The sequence below is a fragment of the Bacillus atrophaeus genome, from assembly GCF_039519175.1.
Lineage (GTDB): Bacteria > Bacillota > Bacilli > Bacillales > Bacillaceae > Bacillus > Bacillus atrophaeus.
Map to the genome: position 1 here is coordinate 2628763 of NZ_CP154443.1, position 19381 is coordinate 2648143.

The window sequence follows — 19381 nt, forward strand, 5'->3', positions numbered from 1 at the left end:
ACTTGGGGACGAAACTGTTTTTTGAGCTGATTTTGAAGCGAAAAATCAACTCTGTTTCTGTCCTAGGTTTCTAGGATCGAAATGATTAAAGTGTTTTACTGTACTGTTTTCGAGTTTCTCGGAAACATGGTCATAAATATTACTAGTTGTTCGAGCGCTGGCATGTCCAATTCGTCTTTGAATAGCCTTTCCTAATGAATTTTTTTGACTGAATTTTACCATGGTGAAAAGAAGCATGATCAATAACATGGTTTTTTTAACATAAATGATTCTTTAGAATTGAGTCTAAATAGCTGCATGCGAAATAGCCGCAAAATGATTGCGGTTTTTTTTCGTTTGCGATTATTGTAGGAAAAGTTATAATATTACAAAAATATACATTAGAGGGAGGGATATGTATGGATCAAGTTTTACCGTCGTCTCAAGTAGGGGTCAAAATCAATGAATGGTATAAAATGATTCGGCAATTCAGTGTTCCTGATGCAGAGATTTTAAAGGCGGAAGTGGAGCAAGAAATAGAGGAGATGGAAGAGGATCAGGATTTACTTGTTTATTATTCGCTGATGTGTTTCCGTCATCAATTGATGTTAGACTCATTAGAGCCAGAAGACAGATATCGGGATCGTCCCACAATAGAAGAACTACTAGAAAAAATAGAAAAACCGCAAAAAAGACTTACAGGCCTTTTAAAATATTACTCATTATTTTTCCGGGGGATGTATGAATTTGATCATAAAGAATATGTTGAAGCGATAAGTTATTATCGTAAAGCTGAGAGAGAATTGACTGCTGCTTCAGATGAAATGGAACAAGCTGAATTTCATTACAAAATAGCGGATGCCTATTATCAAATTGATCAGCATTTTGTTTCCCTGAATCATTTGAAAAAAGCTAAGCATTTGTTTCAAAAGAATCAGTTATATAATGTGAAAGTGATTGGATGCAATATGATGTTTGGAGCTAATATGTACGATATGTACCGGCTGACAGAGGCAGAATCATATTACCGGGAAGCTTTAAGCGTCGCTGAGGGAATGAATGAGAAAAAAGCAAAAAGGATCATTGGAGTGATCTTTCATAATTTAGGCTTAGTTTATTTTAGGGCCCAAAACCTAAGTGCAGCTGAAGAGCACTTCAAAAAAGCAATAGACATGAAAGAACATCTTGATACAGTGTATGGTGTTAGGTCATTATATATGATGGCAAATGTACTTTACCAAAGCAACAAACCGAAGGAAGCACGTTTCTTTTATGAAACAGCTTTAAATCGGGCTGAAGATTCTAATGAAGAAGAATACATGGCGAAATTAAAGATCATTAATTCATTATATGAAGAATATAATGAAACAGAAGTATATCGAAGCTTAGACTATTTGGAAAAGAAACGGCTGTGGTCTGACTTTGCAGAATTAACAGAAAAATTAGGCGACTTTCATTATGAGCAAAGAAATTATGCAGAGGGAAGAAGCTTCTTAAAGAGAACTATACATGCCCAAACACAAATACTTAAGGTTACGGAGGCTATATAATGAAGAAATTTTTAATCAGCTCCGCTTTAATTGGTATTCTTTTTACAGGTTTATTAAATGTGGAAAAGGCGTATGCTGCTATGAATGATTCTGAAACTTTCTATGTAGCCGAAAAAGCTATTAATATCTAAGTGAGTATTACCCTTTTAAACCCCATCTTTTTAAGGTGGGGTTTTTAAACAATCCATTTATTCTATCATTTCAACAAACGCTGCCTCATGAGATTCTTAACCGCTTCTCGTATAGCGCGTTCATCCTTCCCGGTTTTTCTCTTCAATTCGTCCAAAGAGGGATTTTTCCCGAAGTGGGTCATGTTAAAAATGATCCGATATACTTTCCGCTCAAAGTCATTCATCCCGATTGCCTCCTCCTCCGAGTAAATAACACGAGAACAAACATACCCTTTTCAACTTGAAACAGAACAAAAGTTCGTATAAAATAAAGGTAAAGAAGGAGAAAAAATATGCAATGGAATCGATCTTGAAACGTTCATTAACTGAGAAAACAGCATTAGATATGATTTATATGAGAAATGACGGTCTTATCACAAAAAGGTCGATAATTGTTCGGCAAATCAATCAGAGTTACATACGCGCTTTTTGTTTCAACAGCCGTCAAGCAAAGACGTTTACTATCGAAAATATCCTTGCTGTTTCTCCTGCAACATATAAAAGAGGGGTCAGGAATTATGCGTAAAATTACAGAAAGACAATTTGAAACACTCCAGGTCATCGAAAAATACATTAAGGAAAAGGGTTTTGCACCTACATATAGAGAATTGATGAATCTGTTAGGGGTAACCTCACCCAGTACAGTGAAAGGGCTGTTAGATGCTCTGAAAAGAAAAGAATATGTAACTTGGGAAGTGGGATCACCCAGAACATTAAAAATAATACACAGATAATGGAAAATTAATTTTTAAAAATGTTATATGTGGTCAATGATCATGATATGATTGTAAAAAGGAGGGAGTTAAATGACATTTAAAAAGGCCTTTAATATTGGCTACGTTGTACTTTTGCTCTCTTTCGTTCTTGTTTATTTTATTTTACCGGCTGAACAAGTAATTACAGCAGTGATCATTCTAACTTTAATTTTCGGAGCATACCAATTCATTTTGCTTAAAACGCTCTATAAAAAACATGATTAAAAAAAGAACACTCTAACTCGGGACTTCCCAAGTAAAGAGTGTTCTTTTTTGTTTTGATCAACCAGTACCACACATGTAAACTTTCCATGGGCTAGATGTCTCGTCAAGTTTCAGTTTTTTCCGCTTGCTATCTTGGAACAATTTCACTCGTTTTTTAGACCATAGGTAGCACTGGTTAGTGTCTGCGGCTGTTCCGTATTTTACGCTGAAATACCCGGTTTTCATTTTGTATTGAATATATATTCCGGCGGCAGCACCCGCTATCCAGCCAATATACGGAATTCTGGCCAAGATAGCAGCTGTAATAATCCCGGTTGTAGCCTTATCTTCTACTCGGATTCTGTATTTTTCCCATTTACTCCATGCCCATTTACCTTTTCTTTTCTGAATATCAATGGAATCTGAGTTTACTTTGGATAAAGAAGCATTGTTTGAAGTAATAGCCTCTTTATTATCGTCAACAAATTGGTTTGCAATTTGGTTGACTTGTTCCTCGTTTTCTTTCACAGCGGCATCACTTAAATAGTTGCTACTAACTGTAATCTTTCCTGAATCCTTATCAGTTTTAAATTCTTGGGTTCCTTTTTGACTTTTGAATGTAGTGGTGATGGTGTCGACATCTTCAACGGTTCTGACTGTGGTTTTTTCTCCATCCATATTTTGAACAAATTCATCCTGGTAGAGAATCATAGAGGATTTAGTCTGGGTTGTTTCTGTGTTTTTTGCTGAAGCTAAGCTTGGACTAATTGAGGTGGTTAATAAAGACAGTGACAGGATACTCATTAAAACTGCTTTTTTCTTCATATAACTCCTCCCTTATTAAAAAAAATGGGCGCCCATGTCGATTGTAACGGTTATCTGTTTCTCGTAACAGAGACTTTTTTACCATATATTTCTATTTAAAGGGAGTGGGAGATTCTATTGGATCATTTATTTATAAATGGAGGAACTAATGTAAACAGAGATAGCTGATTAGATGGTTTATTGGGGACATGGGGACAAAATGGGGACGAACAAGATTATACGTCCCCATTTTAAATTTGTCTAAACCGTATTTGTGTCTAATGAAACCTTGCTATAAAAGCTTTTATCATACCAAACTTTTCTAAGACTTTTGCCGACATCCTCCATGGTAAGGAAGAGGTCAGCGGTTCGAGCCCGCTTGGAAAGTGCTTGTAAATTGAGCGGGAGTTGTCGACTCATTTATTACTGAGGGCATGGCTCCAGCACTTGAGTGATTCCCTGAAAATATTGCTGAAATCGCGAAACGCCGCATTGAAGGGGAATCATACCGAAAGCTTGCTAATGAGCTTGATATGTCATCAGGAGCCATTGTGGATCTCATTAACGAATACAGAAAAGAAGTTGCTCCACTCACTGAAGATTGGTGGGATTGGAAACAGGATCAGGTCGCAGAAGCTCAGCCTATGGAAAAAGAAAAACCATCTATTCCTCTGGATGAAAGCAGTGAATACCATTTGCCTTCAAGCGATGAAAAAGAAGACAACCAGGATGAGGGCGAACACAGAGCAGCCTAATGTGTAAAAGGAAGCGGCGTTGGTATTTGCTGTTTCGCATGGAGGATGGACAAGCCGTCCACCTCTATGAACCTTTGAGAAAATAAGAGCTGCTCAGCCGGCTTAAAAATGGATGGAGGGTTATTGGTGCCCACAAGGAGAGATTATCCTATAAAACGTCTTACGGAAGATTTTGTGATGGTTCCAGGGCACGGACTTTGCGCAACAAAAATCCACTTTTTTTATCCATTTATTAGGCAACCGCCCAATTATGCAAGAGACAAACACCTAAAAAGGGTGTGGGTAAGTATAATATTGGAAACTGAAAAAGGAGTTGAAAATGTTGTATTATTACCCGCCTTTCCATTTGTATCAGCGACAACAATATAATTCTTATCCATGGACTTATCCAGGAAGCTCCCAATATGTGTATGGGCGCCCTCCCTTTTTTAATTCTCCATGTTACAGAGAGTGTATAAGAAGCGGAGCGGATAGTTATTTCTGCTGCTATATCTGCGGTTTCTGTTAAAAAGAAAGACTCATAGAAGTAACGGCCTGATCTTTCAATTTGACAGAGGAAGAACTTGATAAGCGAAATGTCCTAAACAAAAAAACCGCAGCACTAGGCCCCGGTTTAGTTAATCTCGACAATTAATTTTATAACACGGGGAGTGCTGCAAAATGAACCGACCTTTTGAACTTGAAGACTTACATCAACTTTCATTGGAAGCTTGATTGAACAAACTCATCAGTTAATTGGGGTTGGAAAAGTAAAAAAATGAATGGTGAACTTGAAATTTATGGGGAAACTAATGCGGGTTTTATTGCTAGTATAGATTTTCAGATCTTTATTTATCACCAATAAAATAAATGACAATTATATAAAAACTTCATAGAAGATAAGCCCAAGATGAGAAACCCCCAGCGGGCACTGAACTTATTACCTTAGTGTTGGCATTGTTTAGTGCCCGCTTCTACTATTTAGGAGGTACTCATATGCAAGCAGCAAAACAGTTGTCTTTTATTCCGGAAGTGAATGAAAAGGAAGTACGTAACACTGTCATAAAAGAGCTGAAAACCTATAGATCATTAAAAATTCAAGCGGAGAATAGGAAAGAGCAAAAGGAAAAGTAGTCATTGGGTTATTCCCGCAAAAAGGCAAGTCCTAAATACGGCTTGTTTTCTATAAAAAAAGAGGGTGCTGCTAACACCCTCCCTTACTAAACAGAGAGAAACTCCCTGTCAAAGAGCGTGATCAAGACGCGGCCGCGTTGTGGGGAAACATCACGCTCTCATCTCATTTTGTAATGGAGGCTAACTCATCCATATAAAAATCAGACATCTTAACAAAGCGTTTTGAGCTTTTTGATTTTGGTTTCTTATAAGTGATTCGCCATTAATTGTTCTAGGAATTGACCTATTCTTGAAGAATTTTAAATATATCTCTGATTGTTTGGACGCCTAACCCGCCACTTCTTCCTTTAGATAACGCATCAATAAAATCAACAATGTGAAGGCTTTTTATTTTATCTATTTTTATGGCTTAATACTGGAAGGATATGATTGTTTAAATGACTAGAAATACTTTTAGACGTCCTGTAAGAGTAAGGTTTAAGAGTTTCTTTTCAAGCCATTTCTCTGCAAAAGCCACGAAAGCAGTTTTTTCAGGGGCAATGTATTTTCGGCCTCAACTTCTGTTCTAAAGCGGTGGTCTGGGCTCCCGTAGCGGTTGCATTCTTTGTGAGTGCTATTCTGTCGGAAATAGGGGGTATTGCGCTTGCTGCTGAATCGGCTGGCATCCAAGAATATAAAAAAGTGAAGGGCTTTTCACCCTTCACATCTTATTAACCGTTATACCAACCTTCAAATATTCCCGTCCAAGTTCCGTTGCTTTCTTGCCGAGCATCCTTTAAATAGAATGTTGATCCCATAAACACTGTTGTATTAGGAATAGACCAGCGAGAAGAATAACCAGGAATTTCAATAGTTTTTTTGACAGCTTGTGTAGATACTTCAGTTTGTTTTTCAACTCCCGCTGTAATTGGGCTTGCGGCTAAAGCAGGGACTGCAGAAACAAGCATAGCAAGGGACAATGCGGAACCAGTTAAAACTTTTTTCATTTTCATTCTTAAACACTCCCTTTATTTTTTTTGATACAACTGTATTATTACATGAATTGTAAAAATTGTTCATGTAAATTTATGTTAACCTTTTGTGAACGACTAATTAAGCTAGGGGGATTTGTTGGCACTAAGAATATTGCTTCTGCTGATGGAATACGGATTCCTGACATACTTCCAGACAATTACAGGCCGGATATGAAAGCGAATCTTGTTTAATCGGGGCAATCATTTCATTGTCTGCGGCGGCGTATTTTAGAGATATTGATAAGTATATAGAAAAGAAGTTATACAAATTATAGTAAATAACAGGATGGGAAATTGGTGGTTAACGGCTAGAGTGCGGGGTGGTTTCTCTTCAAAACAAACACAATTCAAAAGGAGGCGGCGGTGAATGTAAATGGCAGAAAAGCATATTCAGGCGCAGAAAGATTACGTCAAAATACAAGGAGCTTGCCGAAAAATACGGGGTGTCAGTGAACACTATGAAATCATGGATACAGCGGCATAGAGCTGGGAAAGAAAAAAGGGTGCACCCATTCAAACTTATACACATAAATTATTAGACTCGTCTAAATAGACGGGTCTATTGTTTTTTTCTATCAGAATAGCTAACTACATTACAAAGTTACAAAAGGCTGATTTCCATAAAGTCTCTATGTAAAAGAGAGAAGATATTACTTCTCCCAAACCTGCTGATCAATGAGTTTCACGTGAGATGGATCGCCTGCGTTTTTTTGGCTCATATAATCAACATTCATATTTAATAGTTGATGGTAGGCGGAATCGAATTCTTCTTTTGATATTTGATTGGAGGCCAATGAGGAGCACAAAATGGCGAATGCGATCGGCATTGTATCAATTTGAATATTTACGTGAACATTGGCTTCTGAATTTCCGCTGTGTTCTATGATGGAACCTTTGATATGAGTATTTTCCGGGTTGGCTTTTTCGATCTCGGGCCTTTTTTTATTAAACTCCATTATGTTATGAACTTTGTCTTCCATGGATTTCACCATTTTCTTTAAAGGCTGAGGGTTTTTTTAAATCAATCGTTCCGAGTCTTTACGATGGGTTTGAATTATTATTTGAATTATTTTGGTTTTGAGATTGTGCTGATTCTTCATCAGGGTCGTCTTCAGTACGCACTTTTGTTGCTTTCGTATCTACATCAACTTTAATATCCACTTTTGAATTTCCGCTATTTTCGACTTTTGCAATATTAGTATTTCGATCTTCATTTTTTAAATCGTTGTCATTTTGGGCATAAGCCTTCGCTTTTGCATGGCTATCTGATTTTGCTTTTGAATAGTGATCCTCATCATCTTCATAGAAATGACTCATATTCATGCTCCTTTCTCTGTTTAATTATGATAGGTTATTCACTTTTGAGTTAAATCGATTGGACGAACTCCGTAGGGTAAACGTTCAATTTCGCATTGCTCATTTAATATTCATACAGATCATTTAAATAATCTGTAAACACCCGCCATACATTTAACTGTAAGTACAAAATGGGGGTTGAATGTATACGATGAAAAAATGGATCACGAGCTTATTTCTGACCGCAGCGATATTGTTTGGATTGATGGGTGCGGAAGTGTATGCTCCGCAGGATGTCAAAGGCGCATCACGGTATGATCAGGTTCTTTACTTCCCATTTTCACGCTATCCTGAAACCGGCGATCACATTAAAGATGCGATAGCGGCCGGGCATTCAGATGTATGTACGATTGACAGGGCCGGGGCGGATGAGCGCAGGGAGGAGTCTTTAAAGGGGATTCCTACGAAACCGGGGTATGACCGGGATGAGTGGCCGATGGCTGTATGTGAAGAAGGCGGGGCCGGGGCGGATATCCGGTATGTCACCCCATCTGATAATCGAGGCGCCGGTTCATGGGTCGGGAATCAAATGAGCGGTTATTCTGATGGTACGAGAGTATTATTTATCGTACAGTAGAGCGAGCCTTCTTTTGAACAAGTCCGTACAAGTTTTTTCTAACTATTCTCAGTCTGTTCGTCCCGTCTCAAGTTATACACTCTAATTTCTGCCCGGTAGTATATAAACCGCAATTTTGTGGTATTTAGATATGGAAAGGAGTGACAGGATGGACATTGATTTTGTAATTCGCTTAGCGGTTGCGGGCTTTTTAGGCGCACTTATCGGTTTAGAAAGAGAATTTAGAGCGAAAGAAGCCGGCTTGCGGACGCATTTCTTAGTTGCAGTAGGCAGTGCATTAATGATGCTTGTATCTAAATATGGGTTTTCCGATATCATTCAGAATGAACATACGTCCTTGGATCCAAGCCGGGTCGCCGCACAAGTCGTAAGCGGGGTCGGATTTTTAGGTGCGGGAACCATCATTTTACAAAGGCATATTGTTCGCGGTCTTACGACGGCGGCCGGCATTTGGGCTACTTCGGGAATAGGACTGACAATCGGCGCCGGAATGTATGTAATCGGAATCAGCGGGACGATACTGGCATTGATCGGTCTTGAACTTTTAAATGTCTTGTTCAAATCGATATCCACGCATTCTTTATTCATCGGCTTTGATGCGGACCAAAAAGATTCTATATACAAAATTCTTGAGCACATAGAAGCAAAGGGCATTTTAATATCTTCTTATGAAATAAAGAACAAAACAGCAGGGGATCAAATCATATATGCCGTTGAGGTAAAAGGGAAAGCCAAGAATAAAAGCGGTAAAGTAGAGCTCATTAAAACGATTCAGTCAATCCCTCATATTTTGTCTGTGAAAGTGGAATAAAGCGCATTAAAAAAGGGCGGTGAGCCGCCTTTTTTTGGTTTATTCAGATGTGTTTCTCTTACATTCGGACAATGACTGATCCGCCGCTGCCGCCGTTTGTGCATACGCGGTTTTGTTGTTCTTCAATTGAACGCAGCAATTGATTGTTTTGTTCGCTCATTTTAAGTAATTGTTCCATTTTATATTCCAGATTTCTGAGCCTTTCTGCAAATTCCTGCGGATGGTAACCCCATGCTGAGGAAGAGGTTTTTTTAGTTGAATAAGGCCAATGCGAATTCAAGTGTGAATACATATAAGAGCCTCCAATATCTAGACTTGTGTAGTACATATTATGTTTTCGGAATATGAGTGTTCGCCTATTTATGCCAAGAGGAATCAGGTCTGGCTTCCTTGCGTGAGCTAAAGAAAGTGAATCTAAAGTAAGTAATCAGGGTGCTTATCGCCGGTGATGAAATATATGTAAAGAGGGAGTCCGAAGAAGTTTTAGACAACATAAAAAGGGGGCTAATCCCCCTTTCTATCTGCATGATACTGATTCAGCAATACATCTAATGCTTCGCTCAGTCTGATCGTGTCAGGATGAATCCGGCCTTTTTTGACTGCTGACAGTATCATTTTTTCTCTCGTGATTTCGATGTTTTTAAGCAATTCTTTTTGTTCTGCCTCTGAAATAACAAAATCACTCCATAATTCGGGGCGGAAAAGGATGGAGTTCATCCTTATTTTAATATGAAGCGCCCCCTCGTCACAAGTGTTCCGTTATGCCTTAAACCAATTTAGGGCCTTCCGCTATATCCATATCCGTATTGCCACGGATAGTAAGGTCTCGGATAGTAGTAATAAGGGGGATAAAATGGATAATAGGGTCTTGGTCTTGGATAGTAGTAAGGCGGATAAAATGGCGGTCTCGGTCTCGGGCGCGGATAATAATAAGGCTGTCTTTCATCGGCAAAATCGATTTGTTCAAAATCTTCATAATAAGGATAATTCAAGAGGAAAACCTCCCTGGTTTTTTTATTCTGTTTACTATATTCCCTTTTTCCCAGATAGTGTAAGTACATCTTTTTTTTCTGGGATCTTGGCTGATTCTCAAGGATTTTTCTTTTCAAATCATATGAAAAATGTTTGACAAGAACTGCTAAAACTCTTAATATTACAAATGGGAAACGAATGTTACTTTATTGTTACAATTAGATGTCAATTTGAAAGTTAGGATGATCGCTTGATGTAAAGAAAGGAATATAGGGCTAAAGTTTATCATCTGTGGATTTTAAAACGAAATGATTACGAAAGAAGGAGAAAGATTTGTTTGCAAGCAGAATAAAGTGGATCAATGTGCTATTGCTGATTGTATTAATGGCGGGCATCATTGGTTACTGTCAAAATAAAATCTCAAACGACAATGAAAAGAAAAAGATAAAAATGGATTCAACATACGGCGATGTAGAGATTGCTACTCTCGTTAACGATGGAAAAACGTATAACTATGCCGTCAACTATCCTGTATTTAAAAATAAAGTTATTGATGAGAAGTTTAAGAGTTATGCAGAAAAAGAACTTCATAAGTTTCAGCAGGAATACAAAAAAGCAAATCAGGAAAGCACGAAAACGCGATACGAATTAAATATAAATTACAATATCGTTCATTACGCAAAGCAATCGGTAGCAGTCGTGTTCAATGAATATAAATATTTAGGCGGCGCGAATGGAGAAACAACTCAAACGACATTTAATTTTGACTTTGATAAGCAAAAATTTATCAAGCTTAATGATGTTTTTAAAAAAGACACAGATTATCTGAATCAGCTTTCATACATATCTTATCAAGAATTAAAGAAAGAAAAAGAGATTGCCGCCAATGATGAGCTGTTAAAAGAAGGAACGGCTCCGACTCAGAAAAACTTCAGCCATTTTGCGGTAAAGGAAGATTATCTGGAAATTTATTTTGATAAATATCAGGTAGCAGCCGGATATCTCGGTGAGCAATCCATTGCGATTAAAAAAGATCTTTTGAAAGATATGATGAAAGAAAAGTATTTGAATAAAGAGAAAAACAAGAATAAAATCAAGGAAAATAAACCTAAACACGAAGTCATTTCCCTGCCAAAAGAGGAAACGATTGATCCCGCTCAAAAAGCTATTGCTTTAACCTTTGATGATGGCCCGAATCCTGCGACAACCAATCAAATTTTGGATTCGTTAAAGAAATACAATGGGCACGCTACGTTTTTTGTGCTGGGAAACAGGGTTCAATATTATCCTGAAACCTTAAAGAGAACGCTGAAAGAAGGACATGAGGTCGGGAACCATTCATGGAGCCATCCGCTTCTTACAAGGCTTTCCGTTCAAGAAGCGATGAAACAGATCAATGACACACAGAATATCATTGAAAAGATAAGCGGCTACCGGCCGACACACGTAAGGCCTCCATATGGCGGTTTAAATGATTCTCTGCGCAGCGCTTTTAACATGAAAGTCGCTTTATGGGATGTTGATCCGGAAGATTGGAAATACCGTGATAAAAAAACTGTCGTCAATCACGTTTTAAGCCAAGCGGGGGACGGAAAAACGATACTGATCCATGACATCTATTCCACATCTGCGGATGCAGCGGATGAAATTATTCGCAAATTAACAGATGAAGGGTATCAATTGGTAACTGTTACGCAAATGGAGGAAATAAAAAAACAAAGAGAAGAAAAATAGTTTTGAAAGGCTGCCAAGGGGGGATCTTGGCAGCCTTTATTTTATTTTGAAATCAATAAGAGCCAGTTGTAGCCCACACATTCAGGCTTGGTCCAGAATATTTGCCAAAAGCGTATGAACTCCTGGGGTCTAAATCATAAACCATCGGCGTATAACAAGATTTTTGACCTGCCACCGCCTTGCCATTGCCTCCTGAAGAATCACAGTTATACCGCTTTCCATCCGTGTTGCGGGTAATCTCCGCATTCGCTTCATAACCGGATGTCAGCGTGTTGTTCATCGAAATTTTAGCCCAAGCTGTTTTACAAGTACTGCTGAATTTCAGTTCCACCACGCCAATGACTTGATTGTTTGCATTCACTAAGTTAGAGGATTTTTTTGTGGAACCGCTGGAATCACAGTCATTGTAATATGGGCTTTTTCCATCGTAGGAATGGGTTTCGGCGTTAACGGGAATGCCTTTGCCGGCCAAAAACAATGCAGTGACTAGAAACATCAAGGACACTTTCATGAACAAGCTTTTCATCAATCACTTTACCTCCTTCAAATGAGAAACAATAAATCATATTACTCTCCCATGCGAAAATGCATGTCTGTCGTTTTTATTTATTTAAAGGTCTTTTTTCTAAGAAGTCACTTGCAGTGTAATCAGATCAGCTGATTCATCTGTGTTTTAATTTGTGTCTCCTGAAATCCCTGCAGGTAATGTCTATCACAACACCTATCCCAATTCCTATCGTATAAGCTCCCAAATCGCTCCATAAAAACCCATACCCTAACACCAATCCGCCAAGTGTTGTGTCTCTGATCCGATCAATCCAGTCGGCATGGTACAGTTGGCTGCATTCAATAAGGTAGCAAAACGCAAGGCTTATCAATCCCGCCCGCGATGTTTTCATCGTATGGAAAACAAATCCGGCCCCAAGGAAAATCATCAGCGCCCACAGTGCGTCGCCTGCATAGATATTCAATACATCCGGCAGAACATCAGAGATTTTTCTGGACAATAATCCCAGCCCCATGACAACAGCAGCCATTCCGGCATAAGCAAATCTATTCCGTTCATCAATCATCTGAAAAACCTCATTTCACATATCTTCCCGCACGTATTCTCCAGATGTATTGTAAGGAATATGGGTGAGTGTGTCCACAATAAAAAAAGCAGCGGCTCTGATAGCCGCTGCTCTTCTCTAAACATCTATCTCGCTTTTAAGTTTACATGGTCGGCTGTCTGGTCGCTGCCGATGACAAAATGAAGCTCATAGTCGCCTGTGAAGTAAACATAATCTGTTTCATTTGTGTGCGGAACAGTTAGAATTTTATCCGCGCTGCCGATTTGTTCACTTAACACAGCCGGCGTGATTCCGCCGAGGTTTTGCTGTCTTTCCACCCCGGTTCCGAAGTAGCGGATTTGTGAAATGGTATTGTCTTTGTTATAGGAAAATCCATATCCGGGATTTCCCATATTTGAGCTGTATAAATCGAATGGGTTGCCGGCATCCGCTTTTTTCTCCGGTTCTCCGATTTTGTTATAGACATCGCTTTGTGTGCTTTTGTTGAGTTTCAGACCTTCGATATCTTGAGGCATTTCTCCTTTAAAGGCGGTGTTGTAAAGCTCGTTCAGAATCTCAGCTGCTCGTGGGTTTGTCGTTTCAGATGCAGCTGCCGATTGAGACGCAGCTTGTGCCGGCGCAGAAAAGGACACCATTCCCAATCCTAATACAGAACCTGTCAATACAGTCACTGTGACCGCAGCAGCCATCGTTTTTTTTGTGAGCATTTTATACCTCCTCCATCAAGATATAATATCGTTTCCCTTGAGCTTCCTAGCCAAAACATGGCTTCTTCATGTTTTGATGTTCGGCTGTGAGGGAACTGAAATGTTTAGTTAGTGATATACAAGGGGGAGAAAGGGGAAATGTCAGATGACAAATTGTAAAGTGATTGTAAATGGCGTCGAAATGGAGACAGCCGGGGAACAAAACGTGCTGAATCTGCTTTCTGACAGCTCTATTGAAGTGCCGCATGTATGCTATCATCCGAGCCTCGGCCCGATTGAGACTTGTGATACTTGTATTGTCAGTGTAAATGGGGAACTGGTGAGATCATGCTCAGCCGAATTAAAAGATGGAGATGTGATTGATACTCTCTCCTCTGAGGTGAAAAAGGCGCAAGTGATTGGGATGGATAACATTTTATATAATCACGAACTATACTGTACGGTTTGTGATTACAACAACGGGGGATGCGAAATACATAATACGGTGAAGGAAATGAAAATCAATCACCAAAGCATTCCGTTCGACCAAAAACCGTACCATAAAGACGAGTCTCACCCGTTTTACCGTTATGATCCGGACCAATGCATTTTGTGCGGACGCTGTGTAGAGGCATGTCAGGACGTACAGGTAACTGAGACGCTGACAATAGATTGGGAACGTAAACGTCCGCGTGTGATTTGGGATAACGACGTACCCATTAACGAATCCTCATGCGTCTCCTGCGGCCATTGCTCCACCGTTTGTCCGTGCAACGCGATGATGGAAAAAGGGATGGAAGGGGAAGCTGGTTATTTAACGGGTATAACTGAAGAAACCCTTCGCCCGATGATTGAAATGACAAAAAGCGTTGAGACCGGCTATGGTTCCATTCTTGCCATTTCAGACATGGAATCGGCGATGCGAGATGAAAGAATAAAGAAAACGAAAACTGTATGCACATATTGCGGAGTCGGGTGCAGCTTTGACATTTGGACGAAAGGCAGAGACATTTTGAAGGTCGAACCGCAGCAAGAAGCCCCTGCCAACGGTATTTCCACATGTGTCAAAGGAAAATTCGGCTGGGATTTTGTAAACAGCGAGGAAAGGCTGACAAAGCCGCTGATCCGGGAGGGCGACCATTTCCGTGAAGCGGAATGGGAGGAAGCGTTAGCGCTGATTGCCGATAAGTTTTCAAGTATTAAAGAGGAATACGGCCCTGACGCGCTTGCTTTTATTACGTCTTCGAAATGTACGAATGAAGAATCCTATCTCATGCAAAAGCTCGCAAGGGGAGTGATCGGCACAAATAATGTGGATAACTGCTCCCGCTATTGCCAATCCCCCGCTACAGCCGGATTATTCCGGACAGTCGGATACGGAGGAGATTCAGGTTCGATTCAGGATATAGAAAAGGCAGAGCTTATATTGATTATCGGCTCCAACACGTCTGAATCACACCCTGTATTATCGACAAGAATCAAAAGAGCCCACAAATTGAGAGGCCAAAAAGTGATTGTAGCTGACCTCAGAAAGCATGAAATGGCAGAGCGTTCCGACTTATTTATCCAGCCTGACGCGGGTTCCGATATCGTCTGGCTTAATGCGGTTTCAAAGTATTTGATTGATAATGGCATGGCCGATGAGGCATTTCTTAATGATAGGGTCAATGGTCTGGATCAATTTGTGAAGAGTCTTGAGCCGTACACAATGGAATACGCAGAAAAACAAACCGGCATTGATAAGCAAACACTTATCAAGATCGCAAACATGATTCACGAAGCGGACAGTATGTGTGCATTATGGGCGATGGGGGTCACGCAGCATATCGGAGGCAGCGATACGAGCACAGCGATTTCCAACCTGCTGCTGGTGACAGGAAATTATGGGAAGCCGGGCACCGGTTCTTATCCGTTGCGCGGCCACAATAATGTACAGGGAGCCAGCGACTTCGGAAGTATGCCGGATAGCCTGCCGGGCTATGAAAAAGTGACAGACGAAAAAGTGCGGGAAAAATATAAACAAGGCTGGGGGACGGAAATACCGGCCGAACCAGGTATGACAAACCATGAAATGATTGAAGAAATTCACTCTGGGCAGCTGAAAGCTATGTATGTCAAAGGGGAAGAAATGGGGCTTGTGGATTCCAATATTAATCACGTTCACGCTGCTTACGAGAAGCTTGACTTCTTTGTCGTTCAGGACATTTTCCTGTCCCGTACAGCGGAATATGCGGATGTTGTGCTTCCGGCAAGCCCAAGTCTTGAAAAAGACGGAACCTTTACGAATACGGAGCGCCGGATTCAGCGTCTTTATCAAGTCTTTGAGCCGCTTGGGGAATCAAAACCGGACTGGCAGATTATTATGGAAATCGCCAATCAATTAGGTGCGGATTGGAGTTACGATCATCCGGCTGACATCATGCAAGAGGCTGCGATGCTCTCGCCATTATATGCCGGTGTAACATACGAACGGCTTGAAGGATACAGCTCCCTGCAATGGCCAGTGAGCGCAGACGGAACAGATTCGCCATTATTATTTGAAGAAGAATTCCCGTTTCCGGACGGCAAAGCCGTTCTCTACCCAGTTCAGTGGACCAAGCCGTCAGAGTTTGGCGAGGAATACGATATTCACGTAAATAACGGGCGTCTTTTAGAGCATTTCCATGAAGGCAATCTGACGTATAAATCAAAAGGTATTTCTGAAAAAACGCCGAATGCATTTTTGGAGATTTCCCATGAGCTCGCCGAAGAAAGAGGGATCAAAGACGGCACACTGGTGAGGCTGACTTCACCATATGGAAATGTGAAGGTGAAATGCCTCATCACTGATCGCGTCAAAGGAAAGGAAGTCTACTTGCCGATGAACGATTCCAAAGAGGCGGCGATCAACCTGTTAACAAGCAGCTATTCAGACAAGGATACAGATACACCTGCTTATAAAGAAACCTCTGCGAAAATGGAAATTTTAAAACATGATGGAATTAATCCGCTTCCGAAAATCAACCATCGAAACGGAAATCCTCAGCCGCAAATCGGTGTGCAGGTTCAAAGGAAATGGGCGCGGAAGGATTATATGTTCCCTGGAGATGCTGTAAAGAAAGGGCTGAAACATAATGGCTAAAGCGATCACAAAGATTCAAAAACAAACTGTGACAGAAGAGGATCAGCGCAAACGGGATTTAGAGGAAATTGAAACGGCTTTAATTGATCATAAAGAGGCCATTCTCGAAACGATGCATATCCTGGGCCATATGAATGACCGCGGGATTCTGTCTGCATTGAGCGGACTGTTTGGCCAAGGCGACAAGGTGATGGATATATTGGTGAAAACAGCGGACAAGCCTGAAACGGCAAATATGCTGAAGAATCTTCTTTTGCTTGGTGGCACGCTCGGAATGCTCAATGTAAAACAGCTGGAGCCTTTCATCCTGAAGATCAACGCCGGTGTGGCAGCTGCAGCGGAACAAAAAGACAGCAACGAAAAAATAGGCTATTTTGATATTCTCCGTTCCTTAAGAGACCCGGAAATCAATAAGGCGGTCACCATGCTGTTTACTTTTCTGAAAGGCATGGGGGAGGATACAAAGAAGAAGGAGAGAAATACCCAGCCTCCCGAACATCAGCAGCATCATCAAGAGCCGCACGACAACAGTGACATGGATAAACGAGATTGATTCCTGACACCCGAGCTGAAAACGGCAGCTCGGGTTTTTTGTGAAACACCGCTTCAAATCGGCTGTAAATCCGAAAAGATCATATGACTCAGCCTTTTTACCGTACAAATGAAGGGAAAGTTTATGAAGTTTGGTAAAAACATTACTTTATTCCCTGTTAATGAGAGAGGTAATCTATTTATAATAGAAAACGATTACTTTAGATGGGGGAACAGGAATGAAAAAAGTCTTATTGTTATTATTCATGCTGACAATTGGTTTAGCGCTTACGGCATGCAGCCAATCAAACGATGCTTCAGCTGAACAAAAGGAAGAAAAGAAAGCAAGCGAAAAGAAAGAAGAAACAACAAAAGACAAAACTGAAAACAAAACAGATGAAGAGGTACATAAGAGTGGCGAGACTTTTAAAGCTATGAACACTAATTTCTCAGTCAATAAGATTTATACTGCACAAAAAGGCGAGTATAAGGTGAAATTAAGTGAAGAAAAAGAAAGATCTCTGCAAAAGAACGAGGAATTTTTAATTGCAGAGGTAACAATTGAAAATAAAGGCGAAAAATCAATAGACTACAGTATATTAGGGTTTGAATTAAAGGACGGGAAAGATAAAACCATTTTACCTAATATAGTATCGACCCCAGATATAGACACGTACATTCAAGCAGGAAACTTAGCTTCCGGCAAAAAAGTAACCGGAACAATCAGTTTCGTGGTTCCTAAAGGGGAAAAGGACCTCACGCTCGTCTATAAACCATCTTTTTTTGATTTGACAAAAGAAGAAAATATTCATTATCTCATCACACTTAGATAGGTACAGCTCATGGCACGTTTTTCGCACCTAGGAAGCGTGCTTATTTTTTATAAGTCGATAACCAGAATATGGTATAATGGTAAGGACTTTCAGATTTGTTCAGTTGAGGTGATATACATGAATATAAAGTGGCTTGAGCGGGCGAAGCGCATTCAAGCAATAGCGCAGGCGGGTCTCGCTTTTTCGAAAGACGCCTATGACAGAGAAAGATATGAGGAGTTAAATAAGGTCGGCATGGAAATGATGGCAGATTACTCTGATTCGGATATAGAAATGATTGCAGACTTATTTGTGGGCGAGCCGGGCTATCCGACTCCGAAAGCGGATGTTCGCGGCGTGGTATTTCATGAGAATCGTATTTTGCTTGTACGGGAGATCCATGATGATCTGTGGTCGCTGCCGGGCGGGTTCTGTGAGATTGGATTATCGCCGGCTGAAAATGTTGTAAAAGAAATCAAAGAAGAATCAGGATATGATACCGTTCCCGATAAATTACTGGCCGTTTTGGACACCCATAAGCATCCTCATCCGCCTCAGCCTTACCATTACTATAAGATCTTTATTCAATGCAGAATTGTCGGCGGGCAAGCAAAAAGCGGTTTAGAGACGAATCATACAGCTTTTTTTTCAGCAGACAGTCTGCCTCGTTTATCCCCGAAAAGAAATACAGCCTCACAGCTCCGTATGCTTTTTGACTTTTTGCAAGATCCGAAAAAGGAAACGGTGTTTGATTAACAATGAAAGAGCCCGAAAGGCTCTTTTATTTATAACGCGATATGTTTCTCACTGGCCAGTTTAAGAAGCGTGATAATAGAATCGGCTTTTTTGCTGCCAAGTTTCTTTTTCAATTGATTTACTTCAATTAATTGATTTCCATATACATCAACTGACGCTTTATCGACCACGGTGTGCCAGTTTTCCTGTTTATTTCCTTCAGCAAGCGGTTTTGAATGTTTCTCAGAGAAAGAGAACACAAACATCACAAATACGAGTGAAAGTATCATTCCTGCGTACAGTTTTTGACGATTAGTCTGGGCTGTCATATTGTTCTCTCCTTCACAATTTTACTCTTCATTTAATCATATATCGTACTTTATTGAAATAATGGAAAAGTCATTTTTTTTAATAGTTCATATGGTTTGAACAAAGTTGTTTTTGGGTGTTGATAAGCTGGTGAATCTGAGTCAGTATCCGATGATTATGCCTATAGTCACGTTGTGAGCCGTATCAATGGCGATGAATAGAAAAAAAATGAAAGATTATGGTAAGATGAACGAAATTCGAGAGGGTATATATGATGCCTCTTTGCACCTCGTTGTTTCAAAACCGACTTCCTGATTCAAG

General features: G+C 40.2%; 24 protein-coding genes and 2 pseudogenes. 14 read left to right on the top strand and 12 right to left on the bottom strand.

Translation table 11 applies throughout. From position 1 onward, the window contains the following. Positions 1 to 398: 398 nt before the first annotated feature. A complete protein-coding gene (locus AAHT65_RS13285; RefSeq protein WP_088116950.1) occupies positions 399 to 1529 on the top strand; it encodes a Rap family tetratricopeptide repeat protein in 1131 nt (376 codons plus the stop codon). Then, on the top strand, positions 1529 to 1660 hold the full coding sequence (locus AAHT65_RS13290) for a hypothetical protein (protein ID WP_268506489.1): 132 nt from the start codon (positions 1529 to 1531) through the stop codon (positions 1658 to 1660). Before AAHT65_RS13285 ends, AAHT65_RS13290 begins: the two co-directional genes overlap by 1 nt. Before the next feature lie 65 nt (positions 1661 to 1725). Here the strand turns inward: AAHT65_RS13290 and AAHT65_RS13295 are convergent, their stop codons facing one another. After that, positions 1726 to 1884 carry a hypothetical protein gene (locus AAHT65_RS13295; RefSeq protein ID WP_167375096.1) on the bottom strand — a complete coding sequence of 53 codons (159 nt, stop codon included), beginning with the start codon at positions 1882 to 1884 and terminating at the stop codon, positions 1726 to 1728. Between the two features lie 333 nt (positions 1885 to 2217). Here AAHT65_RS13295 and AAHT65_RS13300 point away from each other — a divergent pair, with 333 nt between their 5' ends. After that, complete coding sequence (locus AAHT65_RS13300; RefSeq protein WP_010788284.1) at positions 2218 to 2433, top strand: hypothetical protein; 216 nt, start codon at positions 2218 to 2220, stop codon at positions 2431 to 2433. Between the two features lie 72 nt (positions 2434 to 2505). Beyond that, entirely contained in the window at positions 2506 to 2679 is a 174-nt protein-coding gene (locus tag AAHT65_RS13305) for a hypothetical protein (protein ID WP_167375097.1), read from the top strand. Between the two features lie 57 nt (positions 2680 to 2736). On the opposite strand, the gene AAHT65_RS13310 is transcribed toward AAHT65_RS13305, so the two are convergent. Beyond that, positions 2737 to 3483 carry a hypothetical protein gene (locus AAHT65_RS13310; protein ID WP_010788285.1) on the bottom strand — a complete coding sequence of 249 codons (747 nt, stop codon included), beginning with the start codon at positions 3481 to 3483 and terminating at the stop codon, positions 2737 to 2739. A 530-nt stretch (positions 3484 to 4013) separates the two neighbouring features. Here AAHT65_RS13310 and AAHT65_RS13315 point away from each other — a divergent pair. Further along, on the top strand, positions 4014 to 4217 hold the full coding sequence (locus AAHT65_RS13315; protein ID WP_343310352.1) for a hypothetical protein: 204 nt from the start codon (positions 4014 to 4016) through the stop codon (positions 4215 to 4217). 975 nt (positions 4218 to 5192) lie between these two features. Next, a pseudogene (locus AAHT65_RS13320) lies at positions 5193 to 5362 on the top strand (ArpU family transcriptional regulator); the annotation flags it as partial. 678 nt (positions 5363 to 6040) lie between these two features. Here AAHT65_RS13320 and AAHT65_RS13325 read toward each other — a convergent pair. Continuing rightward, entirely contained in the window at positions 6041 to 6322 is a 282-nt protein-coding gene (locus AAHT65_RS13325) for an LCI family antimicrobial peptide (protein WP_343310353.1), read from the bottom strand. A gap of 394 nt (positions 6323 to 6716) precedes the next feature. On the opposite strand from AAHT65_RS13325, the pseudogene AAHT65_RS21655 reads away from it, so the two are divergent. Further along, positions 6717 to 6872: pseudogene (locus AAHT65_RS21655) on the top strand (phage terminase small subunit); the annotation flags it as partial. A 121-nt stretch (positions 6873 to 6993) separates the two neighbouring features. Here the strand turns inward: AAHT65_RS21655 and AAHT65_RS13330 are convergent. Both AAHT65_RS13330 and AAHT65_RS13335 read right to left on the bottom strand, forming a co-directional pair. Further along, a complete protein-coding gene (locus tag AAHT65_RS13330; RefSeq protein ID WP_343310354.1) occupies positions 6994 to 7323 on the bottom strand; it encodes a hypothetical protein in 330 nt (109 codons plus the stop codon). A gap of 58 nt (positions 7324 to 7381) precedes the next feature. Further along, complete coding sequence (locus AAHT65_RS13335) at positions 7382 to 7660, bottom strand: hypothetical protein (protein WP_003327515.1); 279 nt, start codon at positions 7658 to 7660, stop codon at positions 7382 to 7384. A gap of 190 nt (positions 7661 to 7850) precedes the next feature. On the opposite strand from AAHT65_RS13335, the gene AAHT65_RS13340 reads away from it, so the two are divergent. Both AAHT65_RS13340 and AAHT65_RS13345 read left to right on the top strand, forming a co-directional pair. Beyond that, a complete protein-coding gene (locus AAHT65_RS13340; RefSeq protein WP_081250945.1) occupies positions 7851 to 8276 on the top strand; it encodes a NucA/NucB deoxyribonuclease domain-containing protein in 426 nt (141 codons plus the stop codon). Between the two features lie 148 nt (positions 8277 to 8424). Beyond that, the gene (locus tag AAHT65_RS13345) at positions 8425 to 9087 is read left to right on the top strand and encodes an MgtC/SapB family protein (protein ID WP_003327513.1); all 663 of its coding nucleotides are present in this window, start codon (positions 8425 to 8427) and stop codon (positions 9085 to 9087) included. Between the two features lie 58 nt (positions 9088 to 9145). Here AAHT65_RS13345 and AAHT65_RS13350 read toward each other — a convergent pair whose 3' ends face one another. From AAHT65_RS13350 to AAHT65_RS13360, 3 genes are all read right to left on the bottom strand, one after another. Continuing rightward, on the bottom strand, positions 9146 to 9379 hold the full coding sequence (locus AAHT65_RS13350; protein WP_343310355.1) for a hypothetical protein: 234 nt from the start codon (positions 9377 to 9379) through the stop codon (positions 9146 to 9148). A 212-nt stretch (positions 9380 to 9591) separates the two neighbouring features. Next, on the bottom strand, positions 9592 to 9804 hold the full coding sequence (locus tag AAHT65_RS13355) for an aspartyl-phosphate phosphatase Spo0E family protein (protein WP_003327511.1): 213 nt from the start codon (positions 9802 to 9804) through the stop codon (positions 9592 to 9594). Between the two features lie 59 nt (positions 9805 to 9863). Further along, positions 9864 to 10079 carry a hypothetical protein gene (locus AAHT65_RS13360; protein ID WP_343310356.1) on the bottom strand — a complete coding sequence of 72 codons (216 nt, stop codon included), beginning with the start codon at positions 10077 to 10079 and terminating at the stop codon, positions 9864 to 9866. A 313-nt stretch (positions 10080 to 10392) separates the two neighbouring features. On the opposite strand from AAHT65_RS13360, the gene AAHT65_RS13365 reads away from it, so the two are divergent. Next, positions 10393 to 11793, top strand: a complete 1401-nt coding sequence (locus AAHT65_RS13365; protein ID WP_315916759.1) for a polysaccharide deacetylase family protein — start codon at positions 10393 to 10395, stop codon at positions 11791 to 11793. 52 nt (positions 11794 to 11845) lie between these two features. On the opposite strand, the gene AAHT65_RS13370 is transcribed toward AAHT65_RS13365, so the two are convergent. From AAHT65_RS13370 to AAHT65_RS13380, 3 genes are all read right to left on the bottom strand, one after another. Then, positions 11846 to 12319, bottom strand: coding sequence for a YjfA family protein (locus tag AAHT65_RS13370; RefSeq protein ID WP_063637839.1), 474 nt, complete (start codon positions 12317 to 12319; stop codon positions 11846 to 11848). Between the two features lie 136 nt (positions 12320 to 12455). Further along, positions 12456 to 12866: a DUF2809 domain-containing protein gene (locus AAHT65_RS13375; protein ID WP_106034568.1), complete on the bottom strand. Its 411-nt coding sequence runs from the start codon at positions 12864 to 12866 to the stop codon at positions 12456 to 12458. A 125-nt stretch (positions 12867 to 12991) separates the two neighbouring features. Further along, on the bottom strand, positions 12992 to 13573 hold the full coding sequence (locus AAHT65_RS13380; protein WP_343310357.1) for a YjgB family protein: 582 nt from the start codon (positions 13571 to 13573) through the stop codon (positions 12992 to 12994). A gap of 145 nt (positions 13574 to 13718) precedes the next feature. Here AAHT65_RS13380 and fdhF point away from each other — a divergent pair, with 145 nt between their 5' ends. The 4 genes from fdhF (at position 13719) to AAHT65_RS13400 (ending at position 18772) form a co-directional block, all read left to right on the top strand. Continuing rightward, a complete protein-coding gene (gene fdhF, locus AAHT65_RS13385; protein WP_212064458.1) occupies positions 13719 to 16673 on the top strand; it encodes a formate dehydrogenase subunit alpha in 2955 nt (984 codons plus the stop codon). Beyond that, positions 16666 to 17226 carry a DUF1641 domain-containing protein gene (locus tag AAHT65_RS13390; RefSeq protein ID WP_343310358.1) on the top strand — a complete coding sequence of 187 codons (561 nt, stop codon included), beginning with the start codon at positions 16666 to 16668 and terminating at the stop codon, positions 17224 to 17226. The genes fdhF and AAHT65_RS13390 overlap by 8 nt, the downstream gene beginning before the upstream one ends. A gap of 217 nt (positions 17227 to 17443) precedes the next feature. Next, positions 17444 to 18037 (top strand): DUF4352 domain-containing protein, encoded by a 594-nt coding sequence (locus AAHT65_RS13395; RefSeq protein WP_343310359.1) that lies wholly within the window; start codon positions 17444 to 17446, stop codon positions 18035 to 18037. Positions 18038 to 18154: 117 nt separating this feature from the next. Then, positions 18155 to 18772, top strand: a complete 618-nt coding sequence (locus AAHT65_RS13400; protein ID WP_425524827.1) for an NUDIX hydrolase — start codon at positions 18155 to 18157, stop codon at positions 18770 to 18772. A gap of 29 nt (positions 18773 to 18801) precedes the next feature. Here the strand turns inward: AAHT65_RS13400 and AAHT65_RS13405 are convergent, their stop codons facing one another. Then, positions 18802 to 19080, bottom strand: a complete 279-nt coding sequence (locus tag AAHT65_RS13405; protein WP_061670563.1) for a hypothetical protein — start codon at positions 19078 to 19080, stop codon at positions 18802 to 18804. Between the last annotated feature and the right edge of the window lie 301 nt (positions 19081 to 19381).

Excerpts from the sequence above, each read along its gene's own strand:
- AAHT65_RS13285 (WP_088116950.1), top strand. The coding sequence starts at position 399 with ATGGATCAAGTTTTACCGTCGTCTCAAGTAGGGGTCAAAATCAATGAA.
- AAHT65_RS13290 (WP_268506489.1), top strand. The coding sequence starts at position 1,529 with ATGAAGAAATTTTTAATCAGCTCCGCTTTAATTGGTATTCTTTTTACA.
- AAHT65_RS13295 (WP_167375096.1), bottom strand. The coding sequence starts at position 1,884 with ATGAATGACTTTGAGCGGAAAGTATATCGGATCATTTTTAACATGACC.
- AAHT65_RS13300 (WP_010788284.1), top strand. The coding sequence starts at position 2,218 with ATGCGTAAAATTACAGAAAGACAATTTGAAACACTCCAGGTCATCGAA.
- AAHT65_RS13305 (WP_167375097.1), top strand. The coding sequence starts at position 2,506 with ATGACATTTAAAAAGGCCTTTAATATTGGCTACGTTGTACTTTTGCTC.
- AAHT65_RS13310 (WP_010788285.1), bottom strand. The coding sequence starts at position 3,483 with ATGAAGAAAAAAGCAGTTTTAATGAGTATCCTGTCACTGTCTTTATTA.
- AAHT65_RS13325 (WP_343310353.1), bottom strand. The coding sequence starts at position 6,322 with ATGAAAATGAAAAAAGTTTTAACTGGTTCCGCATTGTCCCTTGCTATG.
- AAHT65_RS13330 (WP_343310354.1), bottom strand. The coding sequence starts at position 7,323 with ATGGAAGACAAAGTTCATAACATAATGGAGTTTAATAAAAAAAGGCCC.
- AAHT65_RS13335 (WP_003327515.1), bottom strand. The coding sequence starts at position 7,660 with ATGAGTCATTTCTATGAAGATGATGAGGATCACTATTCAAAAGCAAAA.
- AAHT65_RS13340 (WP_081250945.1), top strand. The coding sequence starts at position 7,851 with ATGAAAAAATGGATCACGAGCTTATTTCTGACCGCAGCGATATTGTTT.
- AAHT65_RS13345 (WP_003327513.1), top strand. The coding sequence starts at position 8,425 with ATGGACATTGATTTTGTAATTCGCTTAGCGGTTGCGGGCTTTTTAGGC.
- AAHT65_RS13350 (WP_343310355.1), bottom strand. The coding sequence starts at position 9,379 with ATGTATTCACACTTGAATTCGCATTGGCCTTATTCAACTAAAAAAACC.
- AAHT65_RS13355 (WP_003327511.1), bottom strand. The coding sequence starts at position 9,804 with ATGAACTCCATCCTTTTCCGCCCCGAATTATGGAGTGATTTTGTTATT.
- AAHT65_RS13370 (WP_063637839.1), bottom strand. The coding sequence starts at position 12,319 with ATGAAAAGCTTGTTCATGAAAGTGTCCTTGATGTTTCTAGTCACTGCA.
- AAHT65_RS13375 (WP_106034568.1), bottom strand. The coding sequence starts at position 12,866 with ATGATTGATGAACGGAATAGATTTGCTTATGCCGGAATGGCTGCTGTT.
- AAHT65_RS13380 (WP_343310357.1), bottom strand. The coding sequence starts at position 13,573 with ATGCTCACAAAAAAAACGATGGCTGCTGCGGTCACAGTGACTGTATTG.
- fdhF (WP_212064458.1), top strand. The coding sequence starts at position 13,719 with ATGACAAATTGTAAAGTGATTGTAAATGGCGTCGAAATGGAGACAGCC.
- AAHT65_RS13390 (WP_343310358.1), top strand. The coding sequence starts at position 16,666 with ATGGCTAAAGCGATCACAAAGATTCAAAAACAAACTGTGACAGAAGAG.
- AAHT65_RS13395 (WP_343310359.1), top strand. The coding sequence starts at position 17,444 with ATGAAAAAAGTCTTATTGTTATTATTCATGCTGACAATTGGTTTAGCG.
- AAHT65_RS13400 (WP_425524827.1), top strand. The coding sequence starts at position 18,155 with ATGAATATAAAGTGGCTTGAGCGGGCGAAGCGCATTCAAGCAATAGCG.
- AAHT65_RS13405 (WP_061670563.1), bottom strand. The coding sequence starts at position 19,080 with ATGACAGCCCAGACTAATCGTCAAAAACTGTACGCAGGAATGATACTT.